This window comes from Bradyrhizobium sp. GW821-FHT13H06 (genome assembly GCF_058803975.1).
In genome coordinates this window covers 158,369-179,980 of record NZ_JBXAPN010000007.1, presented here as the reverse complement: position 1 = coordinate 179,980, position 21,612 = coordinate 158,369, and the positions used below count along the sequence as shown (strand labels likewise).

Here is a 21,612-nt window from a genome sequence, read left to right as displayed (position 1 = left end):
CGAGATTTGGACGATAGAAGATTGCAGAACGAGCGCATGCGCAGCCGACGCGTTCAGATCCTGGTGGCACTCGTCCTCACCGCGCTGTGGGGCGCGGGCATTTTTGCCGCGCACGCCAACGGCCGTCTGCGCTTTCTCGACCGCCTCGAAGCCACGCTGACGGATTGGCGCACGCAAGCCCGCGGCGTGCGGCGTCCACCCGACCTCGTCACCATCGTCGCGATCGACGACACCGTGGTGAAGCGCGGCGGCAGCTATCCGCTGCCGCGCGCCGATCTCGCCCGTGTCGTCGATACCATCGTGCAGTTCAAGCCGAAGGTCATCGGGATTGATCTCCTGCTCGTCGACCGCAGCGCTGCGATCGGCGATGCCACGCTCGCCAGCACGCTCGCCACCGGTCCCATGGTGCTCGCCGCCGCGGCGATCTTCCCCTCCGCCAGCGAAACCGTGGATCCGAGCAGCGAAGGTCCCCTCACCGTTCTGCCGCAGGCCGAGCGCTTCCTGCAGCCGTTGCCCGCATTCGCCGAACACGCCGAGGTCGGCGTCGTCAACGTCGCGACGGGACAATCGGGCTCACCGCTCTCGGTGCCGATGCTGTTCCGGACGCGCGACAAGGTCGAGCTGTCCTTCCCCTTGCGCGTCGCGGCCCGCGCGCTCGACCAGCCGCTGACGGTCGCGCCGGACCATCTCATGCTGGGCGATCGCGCGGTGCCTACCGACGGCGATCTGGCATTGCCGATCACCTATTACGGCCCGCGCCGCACGATCCGTACCGTCAGCGCACAGAGCATCTTCGACGGCACGCTCGATCGCGCGGCGATCGAGAACCGGATCGTCGTGATCGGCGCCTCGGTCGCCGGCGGCGGAGACTTCTATCCGACGCCCTTCGATTCCCTGATGCCCGGCGTCGAGGTGGTCTCGACCGCGATCACGCATCTCGTCGCCGGCGATGCCATGGTGCGCGACCGCAGGGTCCGTATTGCCGACGCGCTCACTGCGATCCTGCTGCCGATGCTGCTGGTCGGGCTGCTCGCCTGGCGGCGTAGCGCGCTGGGCATCATGACGGCGGCCGCGGTGATGATCGCCTGGGCCGGGGTCAACCTGTTCGCGTTCACGCACGGTGTCTGGCTGAACGCCGCAACCACGCTCGCCGCGGCAATGCCGCCGGTTGCGGTCTTTGCCGGCGTGCAGCTGTGGGCCGGGGGCCGCCGCACGCAATATTTTGCCGCCAAGAGCAGGTCGCTTGCGCAATTCCAGGCTCCGGCGCTGCAGGAGTGGCTGGCGCGAGATCCGAACTTCCTGTCGAAGCCTGTCCGGCAGGATGCAGCCGTGGTCTTCGTCGATCTCTCCGGCTTCACCGGACTGAGCGAGCGGATCGATCCGGACGAACTCAGGACTCTCCTGAAGGCGTTTCATGCACTGATCGACAAGGCCGCGATCGCTTGCGACGGCATGATCACCGGCTTTCTCGGCGACGGCGCCATGATCCTGTTCGGGCTGCCGCACGCGATGCCCGACGACGCGGCGCGCGCGCTGAAATGCGCGATCGATCTGCATCGCGGCCTCGAACGCTGGATCGCTTCGCTGCCGCCGGCGATCGCAGGTCAGCTCGGTTTCAAGATCGGTGCGCATTGCGGCCCGATCGTCGCGTCCCGGCTCGGCGAAAGCCATCAGCACATCACGGCGACAGGCGATACCGTCAATGTCGCAAGCCGTCTGATGGAGATTGCCGCCCAGAACGATGCGCAGCTCGCGCTGAGCGATACGCTGCTCGACACTGCCGATTTCAGCGGCGCTCCCGACGGCGTCCTGTCCGGCCCCCTGCTCGCCCAGGTCCGCGGCCGCTCCGGCATCGTGACGGTCTGGTTCTGGCGCGACCGGGATGGGCCGGGTCAGGCCTCGACCAAGGCCGAGATGATCGGCTGAGGCCCGCTACCGCGCTTCCGGCGGCGGCGAGCGATCCAGCACCTCGCCCTTGGCGCCCTCGAGCAGGTCGATGCCGTAGGTCTCGACCACGAGCGGCCCGCGCTTGCGCTGCAATTGCGCGATCTGCGTCACCTGCGCAAAGAGGGCATTGAGGGCTGGATGGCCTTCATGGCGCAGCTCGTCGACATAGAGCAGCTTGCCGGCGAGCAGCCTGGGATCGGGCTCGGGCATGTTGACCCAGCGGATGCGCTGGGTCTGCTGCGCAACGCAGGTGCCGCGCGGCAGATAGAATGCAAGCCAGCCCGTGGTGCCGTAGTCCTGCGCCAGCACGCAGGTCGCACCACTGCGCACGCGCACCGCTTCGATCTCGGCGGCAAGCTCGCGCCAGCCGACGCCGACGCTGCGCACCGTGGCATCGCGGCGATATCCGGACAGCCAGCCGGTATTGGCCTGCACGATCAGGGCTGCAAACATCACGATGCCTGTTGGCGCCGCCCAGCGCAGGCAGAAATCGACCAGGCGCCGCTGGCGTGGCTTCCACTGCACGAGGTTGGCGGCGGCCGCCGCGGCGATGACGAAAGGCGGATAGACCGGCGCAAACCAGTTGGCTTCGACGCGGGCATGCAGCGAATGCCAGATGAAATAGACGACGATGGTCCAGAACATCGTCTCGATCAGCACGCGCGAGGCCAGCGCGCCGGCGCGCCGCCAGGTCAGCGCGTGCAGGCCCATCGCGCCGAGGATGAAGACCAGCGGCGTCGCGAACGCGATCTGGGTCGGGATCAGTTCGGCGATGAAGACGGGGCGGAAGTCCTCGATCCTGGCGCGGCCGAGCTGCTTTGTGAACGAGACCCATTGATGGTCCGCATTCCACAGGATCACCGGCGAGAACAGCGCCAAGGCAACGAGGCCGCCGAGATAGGGCCAGGGCGAGAGAAACCAGCGCCTGAGCTTCGGCACGGCCGCGAGCCAGATCAGGATCGCCGGCCCAAAGAACATCGCGGTGTATTTCGACAGCAGTGCCGCGCCAACCGCCGCACCGACTGCGAGCCACCAGGCGCCCCGGCCGGTCTCCAGCACCTTGGCGAGGAAGAACAGCACGAAGCTGGAGGCGACCAGCAGCGGCGCATCGGGCGTGACGATCAGCGTGCCGACGGAGGCCAGCAGCGTCACGTTGAGCAGGATGGCGCTGGTCGCGGCCACGCGCGCGCCGCCGAACAGGATCGCGGCAGAGCGATAGACCGCATAGCTCATCGGCAGCGCCAGCAGGATCGAGACGAGGCGGACGCCGAGCTCGGTATCGCCGGCAATCATGGTGCCGGCGCGGATCACATAGGCGACCATCGGCGGGTGGTCGTAATAACCGCCCGCCAGATTCTTCGACCACATCCAGTAATAGGCTTCGTCGAACGTGATCGGCGTGAATGCGGCCGCAACGAGCCGCAATCCGATCAGCGCGAGAATCAGCAGCGCGGTGTTGCGGACGATCCGCGCGTCGACCCCGCCCATCGCGTGCTATTTCTTGCGCCAGACGAACAGTCCGGACATCGCGTAGTTCCACACCACGCCCATCAGCGCGCCGGCCATGCCGGCCAGCCACCAGATCGGCTCCTGGTCGTACACCGAGAAGGCGACGCCGACATTGGCGAGCAGGCCGACGCTGCATACGATGTAGAAGGCGATGAGGCCGCGCAGCAGCGCAAAGCCCTTCAGCCGCTGGTCGCGATAGGTGAGGAAGTTGTTGAGGATGAAATTGCTGGTCATGGCGACGATGGCGCCGGCGGCCTGCGCCTCCGCGAACGGCGCGTTGAACAGCTGAAGCGCGATGAACAACGTGGTCAAGTGCACCACGAGGCCAATGCCGCCGACCATGGCGAACAGGATGAAGCGCAGCGAGACGATGTCGTTGGTCAGCTTGGCCAGCACGAGACCCAGGAAGTCGAGTGCGACCATGGAATCGAGCTTGCTCTCGCCGTGCTGGCGGGCGCCGAAAGTGTAGGGGATCTCGACGGCGCGCAAGCTGCCGTGCGCGCTCGCGACGACGTCGAGCAGGATCTTGAAGCCGTGCACGGAGAGCTTTGGGGCGAGCTGCTCGAAACGGTCGCGGCGAATCATGAAGAAGCCGCTCATGGGATCTGCGATCTCGACCCGCAGCATCTTCCTGGCGACCTCGGTCGCGAGCGCACTGGCTCCGGCGCGCTGCTTGTTGAAGCCTTCGCTCTTGTAGCCCTCGATGTAGCGGCTGCCGACCACGAGGTCGGCCTGATCGCTGGCGAGGAGCAGCAGCATCTTCGGCAGCTGCGTCTCGTCGTGCTGGAGGTCGGCATCGATCACGGCCACATAGGGAGCGCTCGAGGCGAGGATGCCCTCGATGCAGGCGCCCGAGAGGCCGCGACGGCCGATGCGGCGGACACAGCGCACGCGGCTGTCGCGCTGCGCCAGCGCGCGCACGACGTCCCAGGTGCCGTCGGGCGAGTTGTCGTCGACGAACACGACTTCCCACGCGATATTGGCGAGCGTCGCCTCCAGCCGCCGGTACAGCACCGTGACGTTGTCGCGCTCGTTGAAGGTCGGGACGATGACCGACAGTTCCGGCCCCTCTTGAGCCTGCGGCGGGATGTCGGCGCCGGGTCTGATCGCTTCGTTCATGACGGCAGCGTATATCCGCCGCGTCCTGCGCTGCCAAGCCGGGGTCTCTGGGGAACGGCCGAAAAGGGGCCCTAAAATGCCAACGACCCCGGAACGGCGGACCTGCGCGTACATCCGGCGCAGGCCTGAGCTATTCCAAGGTCGTCCCAGCGACGGAGCTCTTCGCTCAACGTCGCCGTTACAGGCTAGATGGGGACGGCAGAAGCGCTTCGCAAGGGGCAGAAAGCTCGTTTTCCTGCCCTATTGGTTGGGCACTTCCCGGATTATCGGGCCGCGCGGCGCGGGCGCGGCGGGAGCGGCCGGTGCCGCCGCCGGCTCGACTTTCGCCGGCCTGGGCGGCTTGCCGTACTGGCCGATCGGCCCGAACACGACGGCAGCCGCAAGCACGATCGCCGCCACGATCGCCCCCAGAATGCCCCCCATCGACTCAGACGACATGCAAGTCCTTCCCTGCTCCAGATCCGCCCACTGATACCACGGATGAGCGCGCGGCCGGAAGAGAGCTGCCGGAAAGGGGCGAGTAGCAAATGGGGAGTAGCGAATCGGGAAACCGGCCTCCTGCGCCATTGCTATTCGCCACTCCCTGCTCGCTATCTCGCGGGCGGCCGATGCTTGACGAAGGCCATCACGATGTCCTTCTGCGCCGCCTCCACCGCCCTGTTCGCGGTGGCGAGATGGGCGCCGGCATCGATGTTCGGATACTGCGTGGTGAGATAGTCGAGCAGCGCGACCCGGTAATATTGCCGCTCCGATGGACAGGCACCCGCAACCGAGCGGCCGAAATCCTGCTCCGACAGGCCTTGATTGGAGTCGCGCGAATATTCCCGCGCCAGGCAATGCCAGTAATCGTCGCGGCCCTGCTGGGCGAGCTTCTGTGCGCTTCTCGCGTCGTCGTCATCGGCCAAAGCAGGCCATGTCATGGCAGCAGATGTCATCATGACGAGCGCCGCTCCCACCGACAGCATCCGCATCTTGTTCTCCTTTTTTCGCGGGTCCGGGCGCAAGCTTAGACGGGGTGGACCAACTGGCCAATCACAACTGGTTTGACTAGGATGGGGTCCCTCCCCGTCGATGCGAGAAATTCCGTGGCCAAAGCAAAAACCGCGTCAAAAAAATCCGGCAACATCTTCATCGGCATCGGCGGCTGGACCTTCGAGCCCTGGCGCGGCGTGTTCTATCCGGAGAAGCTGGCGCAGGCGAAGGAACTGTCCTACGCAGCCTCGAAGCTCACCTCGATCGAAATCAACGGCACCTATTACGGCTCGCAGAAGCCGGAGAGCTTTCGCAAATGGGCGAGCGAAGTCCCTGATGGTTTCGTGTTCTCGGTGAAGGGACCGCGCTTCGCCACCAACCGGCGCGTGCTCGCCGAGGCCGGCGATTCCATCAAGCGGTTCTATGATTCCGGCGTGTTGGAACTCGGCGACCATCTCGGGCCGGTGCTGTGGCAGTTCGCCCCAACCAAGAAATTCGACGGCGCCGATTTTGGAAAATTCCTCGAGCTGTTGCCGCGCAAGATCGACGGGCGTGCACTGCGCCATGTCGTGGAAGTACGCCATGACAGCTTCTGCACGCCGGACTTCGTCGCGCTGATCCGCGAGTTCGAGACGCCCGTGGTGTTCGCCGAGCACGGCAAATATCCTGCTATCGCCGACGTTGCCGGCGATTTCGTCTATGCAAGGCTGCAGAAGGGCAATGACGAGATCAAGACCTGCTATCCGCCGAAGCAGCTCGATGCCTGGGCCAAGCGCTTGCAGGACTGGGCTTCGGGCGGTGAACCCGACGACCTCCAGAAGGTCGATAAGGGCAAGCCAAAGAAGGAGCCGCGGGACGTGTTCGCCTATGTCATCCACGAGGGCAAGGTGCGCGCGCCGGCCGGCGCCATGGAACTGATCGCGCGGGTGAGCTGAGGGCTACATGGCAAAGGCGAGGAAGCTGTTTACCATCGGCTATGAGCAGACGCCGCCCAAAGCCGTGCTGGACGAGCTGGAAGAGGCCGGCGTCAAGCTCGTGGTCGACGTGCGCGCGGTGACGTCATCGCGCCGGCCGGGCTTTTCCAAGAAGCAGCTGTCGGCAGGCCTCGACGAGCGCGGCATCGCCTATGTGCATCTCGCCGCGCTCGGCACGCCGAAAGAGGGCCGCCTCGCCGCCCGCAGCGGACAGTACGACGTGCTGGAGAAAATCTACGCAAAGCACCTGAAAACGCCGCAGGCGCGGGAAGAGATGGACGAGCTCTCGGCGCTGGTGAAGAAGGCCGGCCCCATCTGCCTGCTCTGCTACGAGCGCGACCACACCCACTGCCACCGCCAGATGATCGCGGAGATCATCGAGGAGCGCGACGGGGTGACGGTGAAGAATCTGGCGGGGCGGCAGGTGTAGCTGCCGCCGTAGCCGTCATGCTGGCGCAACCTCGTCGCGCCCCGGAATGACAGCCTACCCCTCTCCCGCGAGCTTGAACGTCCCTTCCATCATCTGCACGCAGCTCCCGCCGACATGGGCGGAGACGATCGTGCCGTCCTGCTTGCGCACGCGGGTGAGAAGCATGCTCGGACGGCCCATGTCAAAGCCCTGGCCGATGGTGAGCTTCAATTCGCCGTCACGCGTGGGATCGAGATCGGCGAACAGCGCGGCGGCGGCGACCGTCGCACTGCCGGTGGCGGGGTCTTCGATCAGGCCGCTTGCGCCGGGAAAGAACATCCGCGCCTGACGCTCGCAGGGCGCCTCCGCTGCCGGCACGTCGCGCGTGTAGAAGTAGACCGAGAAAGCGCCGTCGCGCGGCAGCATCCGGCCAAACGCAGCAGCGTCGGGCTTGGCCCTGCGCACGGCTTCGCGCGATCCCACCTCCGCCACCACGAACGGCGTTCCGACGCCGACGACTTGCGGCGCATGATGATCGGTCTTGATGTCATCCGCCGCCAGGGAAATGCAGGCAGCGACGTCGGCCGCGGACAGCTCCGCAAGCCTCGCCAGTTTCTGTGGCGCGGTGAGCTCGGCGCTGATCACCCTGCCCTGCTCCCGCACGATATCGACCGGGACCAGACCGGCCTTCTCCTCGAACAGCAGCTGCGGCTTCGATTCTTTCGCGATCGTTGCCAGCACGAAGGCCGTGCCGACATTGGGATGGCCCGCAAACGGCAGCTCCCGGACCGGGGTGAAGATGCGCACCTCGGCGTCGTTGGCCTTGTCGCGCGGCGGCAGCACGAATGTCGTCTCGGAATAGTTGAACTCGGTAGCGATCGACTGCATCTGCGCGGTCGAGAGCCCGCCGGCATCGAGCACCACGGCGAGCTGGTTGCCGCCGAAGGCGCGATCGGTGAACACGTCGACGGTGATGTAGCGGCGCTGCATCGTCTCTTCCTCATGCAAGTGACGGCCGCGACCGGCCGCTTCGCCGGCACTCTACAAGCCGGCCGCATCGCTCGTCATGTCCCAAAATTCGGAGCAATCGGAGCAATCGCGTGTGATGGAAGAGACCTGCGCGCGGCGACGCATGATGTGCGCTACCCCAGCTGAAACACCCGCATCTTCTGCACGTAGCCGCGCACTTCGACCTCGCCGAGCGCGACGGCGTCGCTGCCGTCCTCACCCAGCGCTTCACGGACAGATGCCGAGATCAGGAGCTGCGAGCCGAACTCCTTGTTCAGCGCCTCCAGGCGCGAGGCGAAGTTCACGGTATCGCCGATGACGGTGTATTCCTTGCGCCGGGGCGAGCCGATGTTGCCGGCAACGACCTCGCCGAAATGGATGCCGATGCCGATGCGAAGCGGCCAGCTCGTCTGCGCGTTGATGCGGTCCATCGCGGTCAGCATCTCGCGGCCGGCGGCGACCGCGCGGTGCGCGGCGTCGGAAGCCTCCAGCGGCGCCCCAAACAGCGCGAGGAAACCGTCGCCCAGAAACTTGTTCACGATGCCGCCGTGACGGTCGAGAATATCGACCAGGACCGCAAAGGCGCCGTCGAGCCGATCGACCACCTCCTGCGGGGTGCGCGACTGCGCGCCGGCGGTGAAGCCGCGGAAATCGACGAACATCACCGCGACACGGCGGAGATCGCCGCCCGCGCTGGCTCCGGCGGCCATCAGCCGCTCCACCACCTGGGGGGAGACGTGCTGCCCGAACAGGTTCGTCACGCGGTCGCGCGCGGTCGCTGCCGCAATACTCGCGGCGAATTGCCGCCGCAATTGCGCTCCGACGGCACCCGCCAGCACGCCGCAGATCAGGATGACCACGCTGCGCACGGCGTGGAAGTAGATCAGGGGCTCGCCGGTCTCGCTCGTCGGGTTGTAGTACAGCGCGGCCGTCAGAAGCCCGGCGGCAGCCACGAAACCCGTGAATGTGGAAAGCCAGAAATCAAGCCGCAGAGTCGAGAGGATGATGAAGATGAAGTACATGAGCGGTACAGCGAAACCGAGAGCCTGGCTCGCGCCCATGGACCGGATTTGCAGGATGAGGATGACGGTCGGCAGCGAGGTCTCGATCAGCGCGCCGATATAGCGCCTGATCACCGGCAGGTCGCGATCGAGGCGGAGATTCTTCCTGATCTGGGTGTGGACCCAGACCTCGAACAGGATGAAGCCGAGGAGAAGGCCGTAGACCTGGATGATCCCTTCCGTCCCGCGCCAGACCCGGTTCACCACAGTGGGATCGAGCAAATAGATCGCGGTGAGGAACAACATCATGACGCACCCCGTCAGGATCAGCGCCCGCACCCGCAACAGCTCGGTGCGCAGCACCTCCCGCGTCAGCTCGCGCTCGAAATCCTTCGAGAGGACGGCATGCTGCCGTGTCTTCCTGCTCGCAAAACGAACCATCATCCCCCCTTGTCATTCCGGGACACGCGCAGCGTGAACCCGGAATCTCGAAATTCCGGGTTCGCACTTCGTGCGCCCCGGAATGACATCGAGGACAGTTTGCCTCAATCCAGCGTGCGACGGAAGCGCGTCACGGCGATGGTCATGGCGAGCAGCATCAGGGCCGCCAGCGCCAGCGTGTCGAAGTGCAGGTTCTGCATGGTCGCGCCCTTCAGCATGATGGCGCGGACAATGCGCAGATAGTGGGTCAGCGGCAGGCCCTCGCCGAGATATTGCGCCCACGCCGGCATGCCGGCAAATGGGAACATGAAGCCGGAGAGCAAAATGCTGGGCAGGAAGAACATCATCGACATCTGCATCGCCTGGAGCTGGTTCTGCACCAGGGTCGAGATGGTGTAGCCGATCGACAGATTGGTGGTGATGAACAGCGTCGAGAGCAGCGCCAGCAGGACGAGGTTGCCGAGCACGGGCACGCCGAACAGGCCGACGCCGATGCTGATGATCAGGAAGGCCTGGACGAAGCCGACCAGCACGTAAGGGATGATCTTGCCGAGCATCACCTCGACCGGCCTGATCGGCATCGACAGCAGGCTCTCCATGGTGCCGCGCTCGACCTCGCGCGTGACCGACAGCGCGGTGAAGATCAGCATAGTCATGGTCAGGATGGTGCCGACCAACCCCGGCACGATGTTGAGGCTGGAGGCCGCGGCCGGATTGTAGCGCGCGTGCGCGCGGATCTCGAACGGCATCTCCGGGGGATCGCCGATGTAGAGATCGTGCTTGAGCGCGGTCTGCACGACCATGCCGAGCGAACCGATCGCCGCGCTCGCCGCGACCGGGTCCGTGGCATCGGCGGCGACCAGCAGCGCCGGCTTGTCGCCGCGCCGCACCGCCCGCTCGAAGCCGCGCGGGATCTCGACACCGAACAGCACCTTGCCGGATTTCAGCAGGTTGTCGAAATCGTCGACGTCGTGCACTTCGTAGAGGAAGCGGAAATAGGCGGTGTTCTCCAGTGCCTTCAGGATCGAGCGGGCGAGATCGGAGTCCTCCTGGAGCAGCACGGCGCTCGGCAGATGGCGCGGCGTGGTGTTGATGGCATAGCCGAACAGCATCAGCTGCATCACGGGCAACATCACGATCATCGCGAACGAGACGCGATCGCGCTTGAGCTGGATGAACTCCTTGACCAGCATCGCATAGGAGCGCCGCAGAAAGCCGAAGCGCTCGCGGATCTCGCGTCGGGGTGCGGGATGGTCGACGGCGCTCATTGGAAGTTGTCCTTGGAGCGCCCCATCAGCTCGATGAACACGTCTTCGAGCGACGGTTGCGACTTCTGCCAGCGCAGTCCGCCCTTCTCGCGCCAGGGCGCGATGCTGCCTTCGAGCGCCGCGACGTCGCGGCCGGAAACGTGCAGTGAGCTGCCGAACGGCGCCACCATGTCGATCCCGGGCTTGCCCGTGAGCGCGGCCGCAAGCTCGTTCAGTCCTTCGCCCGTGACGGTGTAGGTCGTCAGCGCGGATTTCGCGATCACCTCCTCCACCGTGCCGTGCGCCAGCAGATAGCCGTAGGCGATGTAGGCGATCTCGTGGCAGCGCTCGGCCTCGTCCATGTAGTGGGTCGAGACCAGCACCGTGAGGCCTTCGGCGGCGAGTGCGTGGATCTCGTTCCAGAAATCGCGCCGCGCCTTGGGATCGACGCCGGCGGTAGGCTCGTCGAGCAGCAACAATTGCGGATTGGGCAGCGTGCAGGCCCCCAGCGCCAGCCGCTGCTTCCAGCCGCCGGAGAGCTCGCCCGCAAGCTGCTCCTCGCGCCCCGAGAGCCCGAGCCGCCTGATCATGTCGCGTGCGGCGCCGCGCGCGTCAGTGACGCCATAGAGCCGCGCGACGAATTCGAGGTTCTCGCGCACCGAGAGGTCCTGGTAAAGGCTGAAGCGCTGGGTCATGTAGCCGACCTGGCGCTTGATCTTCTCGGCATCGCGACGGATGTCGTAGCCGAGGCAGGTGCCCTCGCCGCTATCGGGCGTGAGCAGCCCGCAGAGGATGCGGATGGTCGTGGTCTTGCCCGAGCCGTTGGGTCCGAGGAAGCCGTAGATCGAGCCGCGCTTCACCTGCATCGACAGATCGTGCACGACCTCGCGTCCGCCGAACGACTTGGTCAGGCCCTTGACGTCGATCGCGATGCCGTTGCCGCTACTCATCGCTTGTCCGCCACGGGTGTCTTCGGATTGAGATAGACGTCGATCGGCTGTCCCACACGCAAGGCATCGGGACGAGAGGGCCGCGCCTGGATCAGATAGACCAGCTTGCTGCGCTCATCGAGGCTGTAGATGACAGGCGGAGTGTATTCGGCCGAGGTTGCGATGAAGTAGATCTTTGCGGTGAGGTCGGCCGCGCAATTGTCGCAAGAGACGCGCACCGTGTCGCCGATCGCGAGCTTGGGCAATTCGGCTTCCGGCACGAAGAAACGCAGCTTCATGTTTCCGGGCGGCATGATCGACAGCACCGGACGCTGCGCCGCCACCATCTCGCCCTCGCGGAAATAGATCTGCTGAATGGTGCCGGCGACGGGCGCAAAGCCCTTGCGCCGCGCCATCCGCGTCTCCGACGTCGCCACCCGCGCTTCCGCGACGCGCAAGGCCGACACGGCGGCATCGAGATTGGCCTGCGTGCCCGAGCCGGTCTTGCTCAGCGAGGCCGCCCGGTCGTAGGTCTGCTGCGCGTTCGCCAGTGTCGCCTTGTTCTGGTTGAGATCGGCGCGCTGGAGATCGTCGTCGACGGAATAAAGGGCATCACCGACCTTGACCTCGTCGCCTTCGCGGACGTTGAGCTTGGTGACCCGCCCCGCTTCGTCCGGGCTGACGAAGATCATGTCGGCCTCGACCCAGCCCTGGAAGCCGGGATCGCGCCTTTCCTTGCATCCGGCAAGCCCGGTTGCGAGCACGGCGACCAATGCCAAGACTGAAATTGCCTGCGACGACGTCATGTCGTGCTCCGTTCGCCAAAAATCAGATCGAGATGGACGCGCAGCATCTCTTGCGCGTCCAGCGGCGCGTGCCTCGCAAACAGGCTCTGCCAGATCACCGCGATCATCGCGGGTGCGACCAGGATCTGCGGATAGCGCGCGAGGTCCTTTTGCCGGATCTCGCCGCGGGCGATGCCGAGCTCGATCAGCGCGCGCATGGCGGCGATCCCGCGCGAGACGACCTCGCGGTAGTAGAAGTCGGCGACGGACGGAAAGCGCGGGCCTTCCGCCACGATCAGGCGCACCAGATCGCCGCGCCTCGTGCCGATCACCTCGTTCAGGAAGTTGCTCGCGAAGGCCTCGATCAGGTCGCGCACCGAGCCCGCCGGCGGCGGCAGCGTGGTCAGCCGTGCGACCACGGGAACGATGACGATACGCACCAGCTCCTCGAACATCGATTCCTTGTCCTTGAAATGCAGGTAGATCGTGCCCTTTGCCACGCCGGCGCGCTTGGCGATGTCGTCGAGCCGTGTCGCCGCAAACCCGCGCGCGATGAATTCCTCCATCGCCGCTTCCACGATCGCCGCACGCCGCTCCGCCGCGCGCGTAGCACGGTTCGAGGCAGGCGCCTCTTCGTTGCGAGCAGGCGCGGGGCCCTCGGCACTGGCGCGAGTTGCTGCCGGCAAGGCGGCTTTGGTCGGCTTCCTGGTCATTTGATATTTATGACTGACTGGTCAGTCATAGTCAAGCTCGACGAGTGTAGCCCTTGAGATTAGATTAGTGTTGACTAATGCATTAGCGAATGCTAATCAATCGGCATGATCGAAGCCGCCCAAAACCCCGTCACCACCGTGATGCGCGCCCTCGCCGACCCGACACGGCGCGCCGTGTTCGAGCGCGTGTTCGAAAGCACGGAGATCAGCGTCGCCGAACTGACGCGCGGCAGCGGCGTCACTCAGGGCGCGATCTCGCAACACCTGAAGTCCCTCAAGCAGGCCGGTCTCGTCGCCGAGCGCGCAGAGGGCCGCAACGTCTATTACCGCGCCGCACCGCAAGGTCTCGAACCCCTGGTGACCTGGATGGATCATTACGGCGTCTTCTGGCGCGAGCGTTTCCAGACCCTGCGTGACCTCTTGAAGGAGATCGATCCGTGAGTGCTGCCGCGTTGAAAGCCGAAACGAGGGATATCGTCATCGACGAGGTCTTCCCTCACACGCCCGAGACAATCTGGAAGGCGCTGACCAGCGCGCAGTTGATCGCCCGCTGGCTGATGCAGCCGATCGGCTTCGAGGCCGTCGAAGGCAACAGCTTCACGTTCCAAACCACGCCGGGCGGCAACTGGGACGGCGTGATCCATTGCCGGGTTCTGGAGGTCGTACCAAACCGCCGCCTCGTCTACGCCTGGAAGGGCGGCGATGAGCGCAACACCGGCTATGGCGCACCGCTCGACACCGTCGTGACGTGGTCCCTCACGCCGGTCGAAGCCGGCACGCGGATCCGCCTGATCCATGCGGGCTTCGTCCTGCCGAGGAACGAGTCGGCCTACACGGTCATGAGCGGCGGCTGGAAGAAGGTTGTGCGCAAGCTCGACGAGATCAGCGGCGAAGAGTGAGTGGGAGATATCGCGATGGACAAGCCCTATACCGGCGGCTGCGCCTGCGGCGCGATCCGCTATTTGATTTCCGGCGAGCCGCTGCTCAGCAATCACTGCCAGTGCCGGGACTGCCAGCGGGAAAGCGGCAGCGGCCATGGCTCGTACGCGACATTCGCGCGCGCTGGCGTCACGCTGACCGGCGAAGCGAAGCATTGGGACATGGTCGCCGACAGCGGCAACGTCAAGACGCGCGGCTTCTGCACGCAATGCGGTGTGCCCATCTACATGACCTTCTCAGCGCATCCCGACGTGTTCACGATCCGCGCCGGAAGCCTCGACGAGCCCGCCCGCTACAGGCCGCAGGCAGTCACCTTCGCCGCGCGCGGTCATGACTGGGATCGCCTCGACCACGGCCTCGCGACGTTCGCGGGCATGCCGCCGGGATGAAGCGTCAGCCGAAGTCCAGCACCATGCGGCCCTCGATCTTGCCGGCCTTCATCCGATCGAAGACGTCGTTGATCTGCGCGAGCGGCACCTTGGCCACCTCGGCCTTCACCTTGCCGTCGGCGGCAAACGCGATGGCTTCGTCGAGGTCGCGCCTCGTACCGACGATGGAGCCGCGCACCGTGATGCGCTTGAGCACGACGTCGAAGATCGGCGTCGGGAATTCGCCCGGCGGCAGGCCGACGAGGCTGACGGTGCCCTTGCGGCGCACCATCTTCAGCGCCTGCGCGAACGCGGCAGTCGAGACGGCCGTCACCAGCACGCCATGGGCTCCGCCCCCGGTCGCGGCCAGCACCTTGTCCACAGCGCCGGCTGCGAGCGCATCGACCGCGAGATCGGCGCCAGCCTCACGTGCAAGTGCGAGCTTGTCCTCGGCAATGTCGACCGCGACCACCTTGAGCCCCATCGCCTTGGCGTACTGGATCGCGACATGGCCGAGCCCGCCAACGCCTGAGATCACCACCCACTCGCCGGGCCTGGCCTCGGTCTCCTTCAATCCCTTGTAGGTGGTGACGCCGGCGCACAGGATCGGCGCGATGGCAGCAAAGTCCACTGTCGCCGGAAGCTTCGCGGCGAAGGCGGCCGAGGCGATGACATACTCGGCGAACCCGCCGTTCACGCTGTAGCCGGTGTTGTGCTGGTGCTCGCACAGTGTTTCCCAGCCGGTCTCGCAATATTCGCAAGCCATGCAGGCATCATGCAGCCAGGCGACGCCGACGGCATCTCCCACTTTCAGATTTTTCACGCCGGGCCCGAGCGCTGCGACGATGCCGGCGGCCTCATGGCCGGGGATGAAGGGCGGCACCGGCTTGACCGGCCAGTCGCCGGAGGCGGCGTGCAGATCGGTATGGCAGACGCCGCAGGCCTTGACCTTGACCAGAACCTCGCCGGGACCGGGCTGCGGCACCGGCACGTCCTCGATCACCAGCGGCTTGCCGAATTGCTTGACGATTGCGGCTTTCATGGTCGGCATATCTCTGCTCCTTCGCATTGCGAACGGCAGAGTAGCGGCCACGCGCGGCCGCCACTTGATCCGGGTCAAACCGCCTCAATCGTTGCGCAGCGCGCTGCCGTCATGACAGCGCGGTGACAGGACTTCCGCAGGTGGATATCAACTATGGAACTTCAGGCCATCGACGATCTTGTCGATCACCTTGCGCTCGGCGCGCATGGCGATGCCGACGAGATTGAGCTCGGTGCGCGCGACCGCCCTCACCGCCTCGCGGTTGGCGGCATCGTGCGTGGTGCTGAACATGTCCTCGGTATAGACGGCCGGCATGACGTTCCGGGTGAGCGCGCGGTCCAGCGCGCGCGACAACGCCGGACCGTCGGCGCCATAGATCAGGATCGGCTGACCGATCAGCGCGTGATATTTCGTGCCCGAGGCATCTTCATAGGCTTCGCCGATGCATTCGGGAAAAGCGGCGGCGATGCCGCTGGTGAGAAAGGACGCGACGTTGAGCTTCTGCCAGGTCTGAAGATCGGTGCGGATCACGACCGCGATCTTGGTGTCGAACTGCATGGGGTTCCTCAGCTGTCATTCCAGGGCGCGCCATTTTGGCGCGAGCTACGGTGCGCAATTGCGCACCTGAGAATCCATCGCGCTACCGAGCAAGTGGACGAATGGATTCCGGGTGCGACGCTACGCATCGCCCCGGAATGACAGCAAGAGAGATGGATGGAATCAACCCTTGGCGTCGCAGGCCCAGGCGCGGATCACGCATTCCTTGCCGCCGTACTTGTAGCATTCGCGCGTGGCGGCATTGAGCGAGGCGGAGATCTTCGGCTTGACGGCATAGCCGTAGGCACCGCAGGGATTGGTGAGATCGACCGACATCGCGGCGCAGGCGCGCTTCATCGTGACGGTCGTGCAATCGCCCTTGCACTGCTTCTGCGCCGCGGCAAGCGCTTCATGCTCGTGACCATAATCGAAGGCTTGGCCATAAGCACCGCATTTGCCAACCGCAAAGGCACCGGCGGCATGGGCTTCGGTGATGTAACGGGCACCGGCGACACAGACGGACAGCGCAAAGAAAAACATCGCGCAACGGCGCGCGACGACGTTCGAAGCCATGGAAAATCCCCTCCCCCCAAGGCAGGTCGAGGCGACTCTAAGCGGCGGTCGTTTCCAGATGGTGAACGGAGGGTTGAAATCGGCGGGCTTGGGAGATGCCGTAGGGTGGGCAAAGCGAAGCGTGCCCACCAATTGTAGATCGCAACGAAGAGATGGTGGGCACGGCGCTGCGCGCCTTTGCCCATCCTACGGCAGCGTCATCCGCCCCTTGCCGCTTCCAGCGCCTGCGGCGTGTCGATGTCGAGGAAGGCGCTCTCGCCCTCGACGGGCACTTCGGCGACCGCCTCGGTGTGCTTGGCGATCAGATGGCGCGCGCCGACGTCGCCGTCGAGCGTCATCAGCTCCTTGAAGAAGCGGCGCGACCACAGCACGGGATTGCCGCGGCGACCTTCGCTGACCGGCACGACGATGAGATTGCCGCGGTCGGGCGCAAAGCTGTCGATGAGGCGGTCGATCAGGCCGGCATCGATCAGCGGCATGTCGCCGAGGCACACCACGGCGCCGCCGCAGGTCTCCGGCACGGCCGCGATGCCCGCCTTGACCGAGCTGGCGATACCACCGGCGAAATCCGGATTGCGGACGAATTTCACCTTTAGGCCTTGCAGCGCCTGCTCGACGAGCTCCGCCTGGTGCCCGGTCACGACGATCACCTCGGATGCTTTCGAGGCCAGCGCCTGCTCGGTGGCAAGGCGCACCAGCTTCTTGCCGTCGAGCTCGGCGAGCAGCTTGTTCGGGCCGCCCATGCGGGTCGAACGGCCCGCCGCGAGCACGATGGCCGCGACCTGACTGTTGCCCTCCGTCTCTGGCTGTGTGCGCGGCTGCGGCCGCGTCACGATCTCCATCAGGAGACCGCCGACGCCCATGCCCATCAGCTCGGACCGCGTCACCTTGATGCCGGCGAGGAGCCGCATCAAGACCCAGTCAAAACCGTTCTCGACCGGCGAGCGCGCACAACCCGGCGCGCCCAGCACCGGGACGCTGCCGGCGCGGGCGATCAGCAGCAGATTGCCGGGATCGACCGGCATGCCGAAATGCTCGATCTCGCCGCCGATGCCGGTAACGGCCGCGGGGATCACGTCGCGGCGATCGGCGATCGCAGAGGCGCCGAACACGATGACGAGCTCGGCACCGAGGCCCAGCACTTCCTTGATCGCGGCCGACAGCGCGTGCTCCTCATGCGGGACACGCCGCTCGGCGATGATGCCGGCGCCGGCCGGCGCCAGCCGCTCGGCGGTGACGCGCAGGGTCTTGTCGATCACCTTGGAGGACAGGCCCGGCAGCAGCGTCGAGACGACGCCGACGCGCTTGATCACGTAAGGCGCGACCTTCAGCACGTCCTTGCCGGCCGCCTTCACCGCCGCATCGCGCAACGCGCCCTCGACGCCGAACGGGATGATCTTGACGGTACCGACCATCTCGCCCTCGACCACCGGCTTGTAGGCGGTGAGCGTCGCGAAGGTGATGGCCTCGTCGACATTGTTGATGCGGTCGACCGCGGCGCGGTCGATCACCAGCACGCCCGGGCGCGCGGCGAACAGATTGGCGCGCCCGGTGAAGGCGCGCTCGACATGGATACCCTCGCCGCCGACGGCGAGCGCGATGCTGGCAGCCGCGACGTCCTCGGAGACGTCACCCGCCTCCATCCGCACCACGACGATATCCTTGATGCCGGCACGCTCCAGCGCCTCGACCTCGGCGGCGCCGATCTTCGTGCCTTTCTTCAGCACCAGCGGCCCCTGGCGCAGGGTGTGGACGGTCACCCCGCCAATCGCATCCCTCGGGCTCGCTGGTCCGAATTTCATGCCGCCTCTTCTTTTTCTTTCGGAGGCAGCCGAAGCACGGCCGTGATCTCGGCCATGATCGCCACCGCGATCTCGGACGGCGACACCGCGCCGATCGGAAGGCCAATGGGCGCGTGGATGCGCGCGATGTCGCTTTCCCTGGCGCCCTGCGCCCGCAACCGGTCGGCCCGCTTGGCATGCGTCTTTCGCGAGCCGAGCGCGCCGATATAGAAGCAGTTGCGCTCGAAGGCGTGCAGCAGCGCGGGATCGTCGATCTTGGGATCGTGCGTCACCGCGACGAAGGCGGTGTAGGCATCGACGTTGAGCGGCGGCAGCGCCGTGTCGGGCCATTCGGCGATCAGCGGAATGTCCGGGAAGCGCTCCGGGCTTGCAAAGGCCGTGCGCGGATCGACCACGGTGACGTCGTAGCCGAGCGAGCGCGCCAGCGGCGCCAGCGCCTGGCTGATATGGACCGCGCCGACGATGACGAGCTTTGCCGTCGGCGCGTAGACGTTGAGGAACAGCTTCTTGCCGCCAGCCTCGACACTGGCGCTCTTGCCCATGCGAAGCTGCTTCTCCAGCTCGGTGCGCAGCGGATCCCTGGCAAAATCCTTGGCTTTGACCAGCCGCTGCTCGCCGCTCTCGGTGTCGGTCACCAGGATCACCGGCCGGCGCGCGGCGCGCTCGGCATTGAGTTCGTGCAGGATCTCGAGCTTCACGATTAACCGACCTTCTCGACGAAGACGCGGATGGTGCCGCCACAGGACAGCCCGACATTCCAGGCGGTCTCGTCGGCCACGCCGAACTCCAGCATCCTCGGTTTACCGCTCTGGATCACATCCATGGCCTCGGTCACCACGGCGCCCTCGACGCAGCCGCCTGACACCGAGCCCAGAAAGGTCCCCTCGTCGTTGATGACGAGGCTCGAGCCCGCCGGGCGCGGGGCCGAACCCCAGGTCTCGACAACGGTAGCGAGCGCGACGCCACGACCGGCCTTCTGCCAGTCCTCCGCCGCCTTCAGGATATCCTCGTCGCGATCGAGCATGGGTGCCTCTCAAGCTGCGGAGCGGATCAGGCTGCGGTGATGCGGCGGCAGCGGCCGGGAGAGCGTCGTGATCAGCTCCTGGATCGAACTCAAATTATGTACCGGGCGGAATTCGTCAACGTGGGGAAGCATCATTTTGATGCCCTGCGCCTTGGCCTCGAAACCGCCGAACCGCAACAGCGGGTTGAGCCAGATCAGCCGCCGGCAGGACCGGTGCAGCCGGTCCATCTCGAAGGCCAGCTTGGAATCGGCTTCCCGTTCCAGCCCGTCGGAGATCAGCAGCACGATGGCGCCCTGGCTCAGCACCCGCCGCGCCCACAATTTGTTGAAGTTGTGCAGCGAGGCCGAGATCCGGGTGCCGCCGGCCCAGTCCTCGACCGAGGCCGAGCAGCTCGCCAGCGCCTCGTCGGGGTCGCGCTGGCGCAGCGCGCGACTGACGTTGGTGAGACGGGTGCCGAACAGGAACACCGAGACGCGCTTGCGCGCGTCGGTGATGGCGTGGAGGAAGTGCAGGAACAGGCGGGTATACTCGCTCATCGAACCCGAGATATCGAGCAGCGCGACGATCGGCGCCGGCTTCTGGATCCGCCCGAGGCGATGGATGTCGATGATGTCGCCGCCGGTGCGGAGCGATGCGCGGAGCGTGCGGCGCAGGTCGAGCCGCAGGCCCCGCGCGTCGGGCTGGCGCCGGCGCGTCAGAAGCTCCGCTTGCGGAAGGTGCATCCGCTCGATGGCGCGGAGCGCCTCGGTGATCTCGGCCGCGCTCATCTGCGCGAAATCCTTCTTCTGAAGGATCTCCTTGTCGGAGACGGACAGGCGCAGATCCTGCTCCTGGTGCTGCGGCGTCTCGGTCATCCGCGGCTGCGACATCGCCTCCTGCACGCGGCGCGCGCCCGCCTGCGGCTTCTTCTTGGCCTGCTCCGGCAGCGGCACCGAATCCAGCATGTGCTTCCATTCTTCCGAGGCGCGGAAGAACAGGTTGAAGGCCTGCTTGAAGATCAGCGCATGCTCGTGGCGCTTGACGAAGATCGCCTCCAGCGTCGTGAAGACGTCGGCGCGGTTGCCGATGTCAATCACCTCGAGCGCATTCATGGCATCGATCACCGCACCCGGCCCGACGGGAATGCCGGCGGCACGCAGCGCGCGGGCAAAGCCGACGATGTTGTCGGCGAACTGCTCGGTTTGCTCCGGGGCAAGGTGGTTGATGGCCATGGTCTGTCGCCCCTGCCGTCATTCCGGGGCACGCGTAGCGTGAACCCGGAATCTCGAGGTTCCGGGTTCGATGCTACGCATCGCCCCGGAACGACCCAACTAATTCTCGCTCGTCGCTTCCTTCAGCACCTTCTGCAAGGCATCGCCCTGCATCCGGGTGATGTCGTCCTGATATTTGAGCAGCGCACCCAGCGTGTCGCCGACCACTTGCGGGGTCAGCGACCGGGCATCGAGCTCGGACAGGGCAGTGGCCCAGTCGATGGTCTCGGCGACACCCGGCGACTTGTAGAAGTCCTGGTTGCGCAGCGCCTGCACGAAACGCACGACCTGCTGCGACAGCTTGGCGGAGATGCCGGGCACGCGCGTCTTGACGATCGCAAGCTCACGCTCGGCGGCAGGATAATCCACCCAGTGATAGAGGCAGCGCCGCTTCAGCGCGTCATGGATCTCGCGGGTGCGGTTGGAGGTGATGATGACGATCGGCGGATGCGGCGCCTTCACGGTGCCGAATTCGGGGATGGTCACCTGGAAGTCGCTGAGGATCTCGAGCAGGTAGGCCTCGAACGCCTCGTCGGCGCGGTCGAGCTCGTCGATCAGCAGCACCGGCGGACCGGCGACGTCGGGCTCCAGGGCCTGAAGCAGCGGCCGCTTGATCATGTAGCGGTCGGCGAAGATATCGCTCGAGAGCTGGTCGCGATCGGTGTCGCCGGCGGCTTCCGCCATCCGGATCGCGATCATCTGCGCGGCGCTGTTCCACTCGTAGACCGCGGAGGAAACGTCGAGGCCTTCATAGCACTGGAGGCGGATCAGCTTCCGCCCCAGCGCCGCCGAGAGCACCTTGGCGATCTCGGTCTTGCCGACGCCGGCCTCGCCTTCCAGGAACAGCGGCCGGCCCATGCGCAGGGAGAGGTAGGTCACCGTCGCAAGCGACCGCTCGGCGAGGTAGCCCCGCGACGTCAGAAGTTCGAGCATCGCATCGACCGATGCCGGCAAAGCACCGGACGAATTGGGCGTTGAAGTCATGAGAAAGCCAGTCTTACTACGCCCTCATCGGGACATGT

The 21,612-nt window shown here is 65.8% G+C and carries 24 protein-coding genes; 6 read left to right on the top strand and 18 right to left on the bottom strand.

The genetic code is table 11. The annotated features are described in order from the left end of the window. Positions 1–36: 36 nt before the first annotated feature. Positions 37–1,926 carry a CHASE2 domain-containing protein gene (locus tag AC1RQP_RS27255; RefSeq protein WP_239624873.1) on the top strand — a complete coding sequence of 630 codons (1,890 nt, stop codon included), beginning with the start codon at positions 37–39 and terminating at the stop codon, positions 1,924–1,926. A 6-nt stretch (positions 1,927–1,932) separates the two neighbouring features. On the opposite strand, the gene AC1RQP_RS27250 is transcribed toward AC1RQP_RS27255, so the two are convergent. From AC1RQP_RS27250 to AC1RQP_RS27235, 4 genes are all read right to left on the bottom strand, one after another. After that, the gene (locus AC1RQP_RS27250; RefSeq protein WP_492939514.1) at positions 1,933–3,435 is read right to left on the bottom strand and encodes a glycosyltransferase family 39 protein; all 1,503 of its coding nucleotides are present in this window, start codon (positions 3,433–3,435) and stop codon (positions 1,933–1,935) included. A gap of 6 nt (positions 3,436–3,441) precedes the next feature. After that, complete coding sequence (locus AC1RQP_RS27245; protein WP_028177350.1) at positions 3,442–4,575, bottom strand: glycosyltransferase family 2 protein; 1,134 nt, start codon at positions 4,573–4,575, stop codon at positions 3,442–3,444. Positions 4,576–4,815: 240 nt separating this feature from the next. Further along, positions 4,816–5,013 carry a hypothetical protein gene (locus AC1RQP_RS27240; RefSeq protein WP_239624876.1) on the bottom strand — a complete coding sequence of 66 codons (198 nt, stop codon included), beginning with the start codon at positions 5,011–5,013 and terminating at the stop codon, positions 4,816–4,818. A gap of 152 nt (positions 5,014–5,165) precedes the next feature. Then, positions 5,166–5,546 carry a hypothetical protein gene (locus AC1RQP_RS27235; RefSeq protein ID WP_239624878.1) on the bottom strand — a complete coding sequence of 127 codons (381 nt, stop codon included), beginning with the start codon at positions 5,544–5,546 and terminating at the stop codon, positions 5,166–5,168. 114 nt (positions 5,547–5,660) lie between these two features. Here AC1RQP_RS27235 and AC1RQP_RS27230 point away from each other — a divergent pair, with 114 nt between their 5' ends. Together AC1RQP_RS27230 and AC1RQP_RS27225 are read left to right on the top strand one after the other, a co-directional pair. After that, complete coding sequence (locus AC1RQP_RS27230) at positions 5,661–6,482, top strand: DUF72 domain-containing protein (RefSeq protein WP_492939511.1); 822 nt, start codon at positions 5,661–5,663, stop codon at positions 6,480–6,482. 7 nt (positions 6,483–6,489) lie between these two features. Continuing rightward, a complete protein-coding gene (locus AC1RQP_RS27225; RefSeq protein ID WP_492939509.1) occupies positions 6,490–6,951 on the top strand; it encodes a DUF488 domain-containing protein in 462 nt (153 codons plus the stop codon). 54 nt (positions 6,952–7,005) lie between these two features. Here the strand turns inward: AC1RQP_RS27225 and AC1RQP_RS27220 are convergent, their stop codons facing one another. The 6 genes from AC1RQP_RS27220 to AC1RQP_RS27195 form a co-directional block, all read right to left on the bottom strand. Beyond that, entirely contained in the window at positions 7,006–7,920 is a 915-nt protein-coding gene (locus AC1RQP_RS27220) for a PhzF family phenazine biosynthesis protein (protein ID WP_492939507.1), read from the bottom strand. A 152-nt stretch (positions 7,921–8,072) separates the two neighbouring features. After that, positions 8,073–9,380, bottom strand: coding sequence for an adenylate/guanylate cyclase domain-containing protein (locus AC1RQP_RS27215; protein ID WP_492939900.1), 1,308 nt, complete (start codon positions 9,378–9,380; stop codon positions 8,073–8,075). A 104-nt stretch (positions 9,381–9,484) separates the two neighbouring features. Further along, positions 9,485–10,648, bottom strand: coding sequence for an ABC transporter permease (locus AC1RQP_RS27210; RefSeq protein WP_239624885.1), 1,164 nt, complete (start codon positions 10,646–10,648; stop codon positions 9,485–9,487). Continuing rightward, a complete protein-coding gene (locus tag AC1RQP_RS27205; RefSeq protein WP_492939505.1) occupies positions 10,645–11,577 on the bottom strand; it encodes an ABC transporter ATP-binding protein in 933 nt (310 codons plus the stop codon). Before AC1RQP_RS27205 ends, AC1RQP_RS27210 begins: the two co-directional genes overlap by 4 nt. Beyond that, the gene (locus AC1RQP_RS27200; protein WP_492939503.1) at positions 11,574–12,362 is read right to left on the bottom strand and encodes an HlyD family secretion protein; all 789 of its coding nucleotides are present in this window, start codon (positions 12,360–12,362) and stop codon (positions 11,574–11,576) included. Before AC1RQP_RS27200 ends, AC1RQP_RS27205 begins: the two co-directional genes overlap by 4 nt. Further along, positions 12,359–13,054, bottom strand: coding sequence for a TetR/AcrR family transcriptional regulator (locus AC1RQP_RS27195; RefSeq protein ID WP_492939501.1), 696 nt, complete (start codon positions 13,052–13,054; stop codon positions 12,359–12,361). Before AC1RQP_RS27195 ends, AC1RQP_RS27200 begins: the two co-directional genes overlap by 4 nt. 105 nt (positions 13,055–13,159) lie before the next feature. Between AC1RQP_RS27195 and AC1RQP_RS27190 the strand changes: the two genes are divergently transcribed. Genes AC1RQP_RS27190 through AC1RQP_RS27180 form a run of 3 tightly spaced genes read left to right on the top strand, consistent with a single transcriptional unit; the run spans position 13,160 to position 14,382 of the window. Next, the gene (locus tag AC1RQP_RS27190) at positions 13,160–13,495 is read left to right on the top strand and encodes an ArsR/SmtB family transcription factor (RefSeq protein ID WP_492939499.1); all 336 of its coding nucleotides are present in this window, start codon (positions 13,160–13,162) and stop codon (positions 13,493–13,495) included. Then, a complete protein-coding gene (locus tag AC1RQP_RS27185) occupies positions 13,492–13,953 on the top strand; it encodes an SRPBCC family protein (protein ID WP_492939497.1) in 462 nt (153 codons plus the stop codon). The genes AC1RQP_RS27190 and AC1RQP_RS27185 overlap by 4 nt, the downstream gene beginning before the upstream one ends. Before the next feature lie 15 nt (positions 13,954–13,968). Beyond that, entirely contained in the window at positions 13,969–14,382 is a 414-nt protein-coding gene (locus AC1RQP_RS27180) for a GFA family protein (RefSeq protein WP_492939495.1), read from the top strand. 4 nt (positions 14,383–14,386) lie between these two features. On the opposite strand, the gene adhP is transcribed toward AC1RQP_RS27180, so the two are convergent. From adhP to AC1RQP_RS27140, 8 genes are all read right to left on the bottom strand, one after another. Continuing rightward, positions 14,387–15,412 carry an alcohol dehydrogenase AdhP gene (gene adhP / locus AC1RQP_RS27175; RefSeq protein WP_492939493.1) on the bottom strand — a complete coding sequence of 342 codons (1,026 nt, stop codon included), beginning with the start codon at positions 15,410–15,412 and terminating at the stop codon, positions 14,387–14,389. A 138-nt stretch (positions 15,413–15,550) separates the two neighbouring features. After that, positions 15,551–15,961, bottom strand: a complete 411-nt coding sequence (locus tag AC1RQP_RS27170; RefSeq protein WP_492939491.1) for a DUF2000 family protein — start codon at positions 15,959–15,961, stop codon at positions 15,551–15,553. A 162-nt stretch (positions 15,962–16,123) separates the two neighbouring features. Then, the gene (locus AC1RQP_RS27165; protein WP_492939489.1) at positions 16,124–16,513 is read right to left on the bottom strand and encodes a DUF4189 domain-containing protein; all 390 of its coding nucleotides are present in this window, start codon (positions 16,511–16,513) and stop codon (positions 16,124–16,126) included. A gap of 197 nt (positions 16,514–16,710) precedes the next feature. Beyond that, positions 16,711–18,315, bottom strand: a complete 1,605-nt coding sequence (locus tag AC1RQP_RS27160; RefSeq protein ID WP_239624902.1) for an NTP transferase domain-containing protein — start codon at positions 18,313–18,315, stop codon at positions 16,711–16,713. Beyond that, complete coding sequence (locus tag AC1RQP_RS27155; protein ID WP_239624904.1) at positions 18,312–19,013, bottom strand: XdhC family protein; 702 nt, start codon at positions 19,011–19,013, stop codon at positions 18,312–18,314. The genes AC1RQP_RS27160 and AC1RQP_RS27155 overlap by 4 nt, the downstream gene beginning before the upstream one ends. A 2-nt stretch (positions 19,014–19,015) precedes the next feature. After that, on the bottom strand, positions 19,016–19,339 hold the full coding sequence (locus AC1RQP_RS27150) for an XdhC family protein (RefSeq protein ID WP_007602422.1): 324 nt from the start codon (positions 19,337–19,339) through the stop codon (positions 19,016–19,018). Between the two features lie 9 nt (positions 19,340–19,348). Then, positions 19,349–20,551 (bottom strand): vWA domain-containing protein, encoded by a 1,203-nt coding sequence (locus AC1RQP_RS27145; protein WP_239624906.1) that lies wholly within the window; start codon positions 20,549–20,551, stop codon positions 19,349–19,351. Between the two features lie 99 nt (positions 20,552–20,650). Then, positions 20,651–21,574, bottom strand: coding sequence for an AAA family ATPase (locus AC1RQP_RS27140; RefSeq protein ID WP_061882914.1), 924 nt, complete (start codon positions 21,572–21,574; stop codon positions 20,651–20,653). Positions 21,575–21,612: the final 38 nt, after the last annotated feature.

Bases quoted from the DNA above. Each gene is read 5' to 3' on its own strand.
- AC1RQP_RS27255 (WP_239624873.1), top strand. From the start codon at position 37: ATGCGCAGCCGACGCGTTCAGATCCTGGTGGCACTCGTCCTCACCGCG.
- AC1RQP_RS27250 (WP_492939514.1), bottom strand. From the start codon at position 3,435: ATGGGCGGGGTCGACGCGCGGATCGTCCGCAACACCGCGCTGCTGATT.
- AC1RQP_RS27245 (WP_028177350.1), bottom strand. From the start codon at position 4,575: ATGAACGAAGCGATCAGACCCGGCGCCGACATCCCGCCGCAGGCTCAA.
- AC1RQP_RS27240 (WP_239624876.1), bottom strand. From the start codon at position 5,013: ATGTCGTCTGAGTCGATGGGGGGCATTCTGGGGGCGATCGTGGCGGCG.
- AC1RQP_RS27235 (WP_239624878.1), bottom strand. From the start codon at position 5,546: ATGCGGATGCTGTCGGTGGGAGCGGCGCTCGTCATGATGACATCTGCT.
- AC1RQP_RS27225 (WP_492939509.1), top strand. From the start codon at position 6,490: ATGGCAAAGGCGAGGAAGCTGTTTACCATCGGCTATGAGCAGACGCCG.
- AC1RQP_RS27220 (WP_492939507.1), bottom strand. From the start codon at position 7,920: ATGCAGCGCCGCTACATCACCGTCGACGTGTTCACCGATCGCGCCTTC.
- AC1RQP_RS27215 (WP_492939900.1), bottom strand. From the start codon at position 9,380: ATGGTTCGTTTTGCGAGCAGGAAGACACGGCAGCATGCCGTCCTCTCG.
- AC1RQP_RS27210 (WP_239624885.1), bottom strand. From the start codon at position 10,648: ATGAGCGCCGTCGACCATCCCGCACCCCGACGCGAGATCCGCGAGCGC.
- AC1RQP_RS27205 (WP_492939505.1), bottom strand. From the start codon at position 11,577: ATGAGTAGCGGCAACGGCATCGCGATCGACGTCAAGGGCCTGACCAAG.
- AC1RQP_RS27200 (WP_492939503.1), bottom strand. From the start codon at position 12,362: ATGACGTCGTCGCAGGCAATTTCAGTCTTGGCATTGGTCGCCGTGCTC.
- AC1RQP_RS27195 (WP_492939501.1), bottom strand. From the start codon at position 13,054: ATGACCAGGAAGCCGACCAAAGCCGCCTTGCCGGCAGCAACTCGCGCC.
- AC1RQP_RS27190 (WP_492939499.1), top strand. From the start codon at position 13,160: ATGATCGAAGCCGCCCAAAACCCCGTCACCACCGTGATGCGCGCCCTC.
- AC1RQP_RS27180 (WP_492939495.1), top strand. From the start codon at position 13,969: ATGGACAAGCCCTATACCGGCGGCTGCGCCTGCGGCGCGATCCGCTAT.
- adhP (WP_492939493.1), bottom strand. From the start codon at position 15,412: ATGCCGACCATGAAAGCCGCAATCGTCAAGCAATTCGGCAAGCCGCTG.
- AC1RQP_RS27170 (WP_492939491.1), bottom strand. From the start codon at position 15,961: ATGCAGTTCGACACCAAGATCGCGGTCGTGATCCGCACCGATCTTCAG.
- AC1RQP_RS27165 (WP_492939489.1), bottom strand. From the start codon at position 16,513: ATGGCTTCGAACGTCGTCGCGCGCCGTTGCGCGATGTTTTTCTTTGCG.
- AC1RQP_RS27160 (WP_239624902.1), bottom strand. From the start codon at position 18,315: ATGAAATTCGGACCAGCGAGCCCGAGGGATGCGATTGGCGGGGTGACC.
- AC1RQP_RS27150 (WP_007602422.1), bottom strand. From the start codon at position 19,339: ATGCTCGATCGCGACGAGGATATCCTGAAGGCGGCGGAGGACTGGCAG.
- AC1RQP_RS27145 (WP_239624906.1), bottom strand. From the start codon at position 20,551: ATGGCCATCAACCACCTTGCCCCGGAGCAAACCGAGCAGTTCGCCGAC.
- AC1RQP_RS27140 (WP_061882914.1), bottom strand. From the start codon at position 21,574: ATGACTTCAACGCCCAATTCGTCCGGTGCTTTGCCGGCATCGGTCGAT.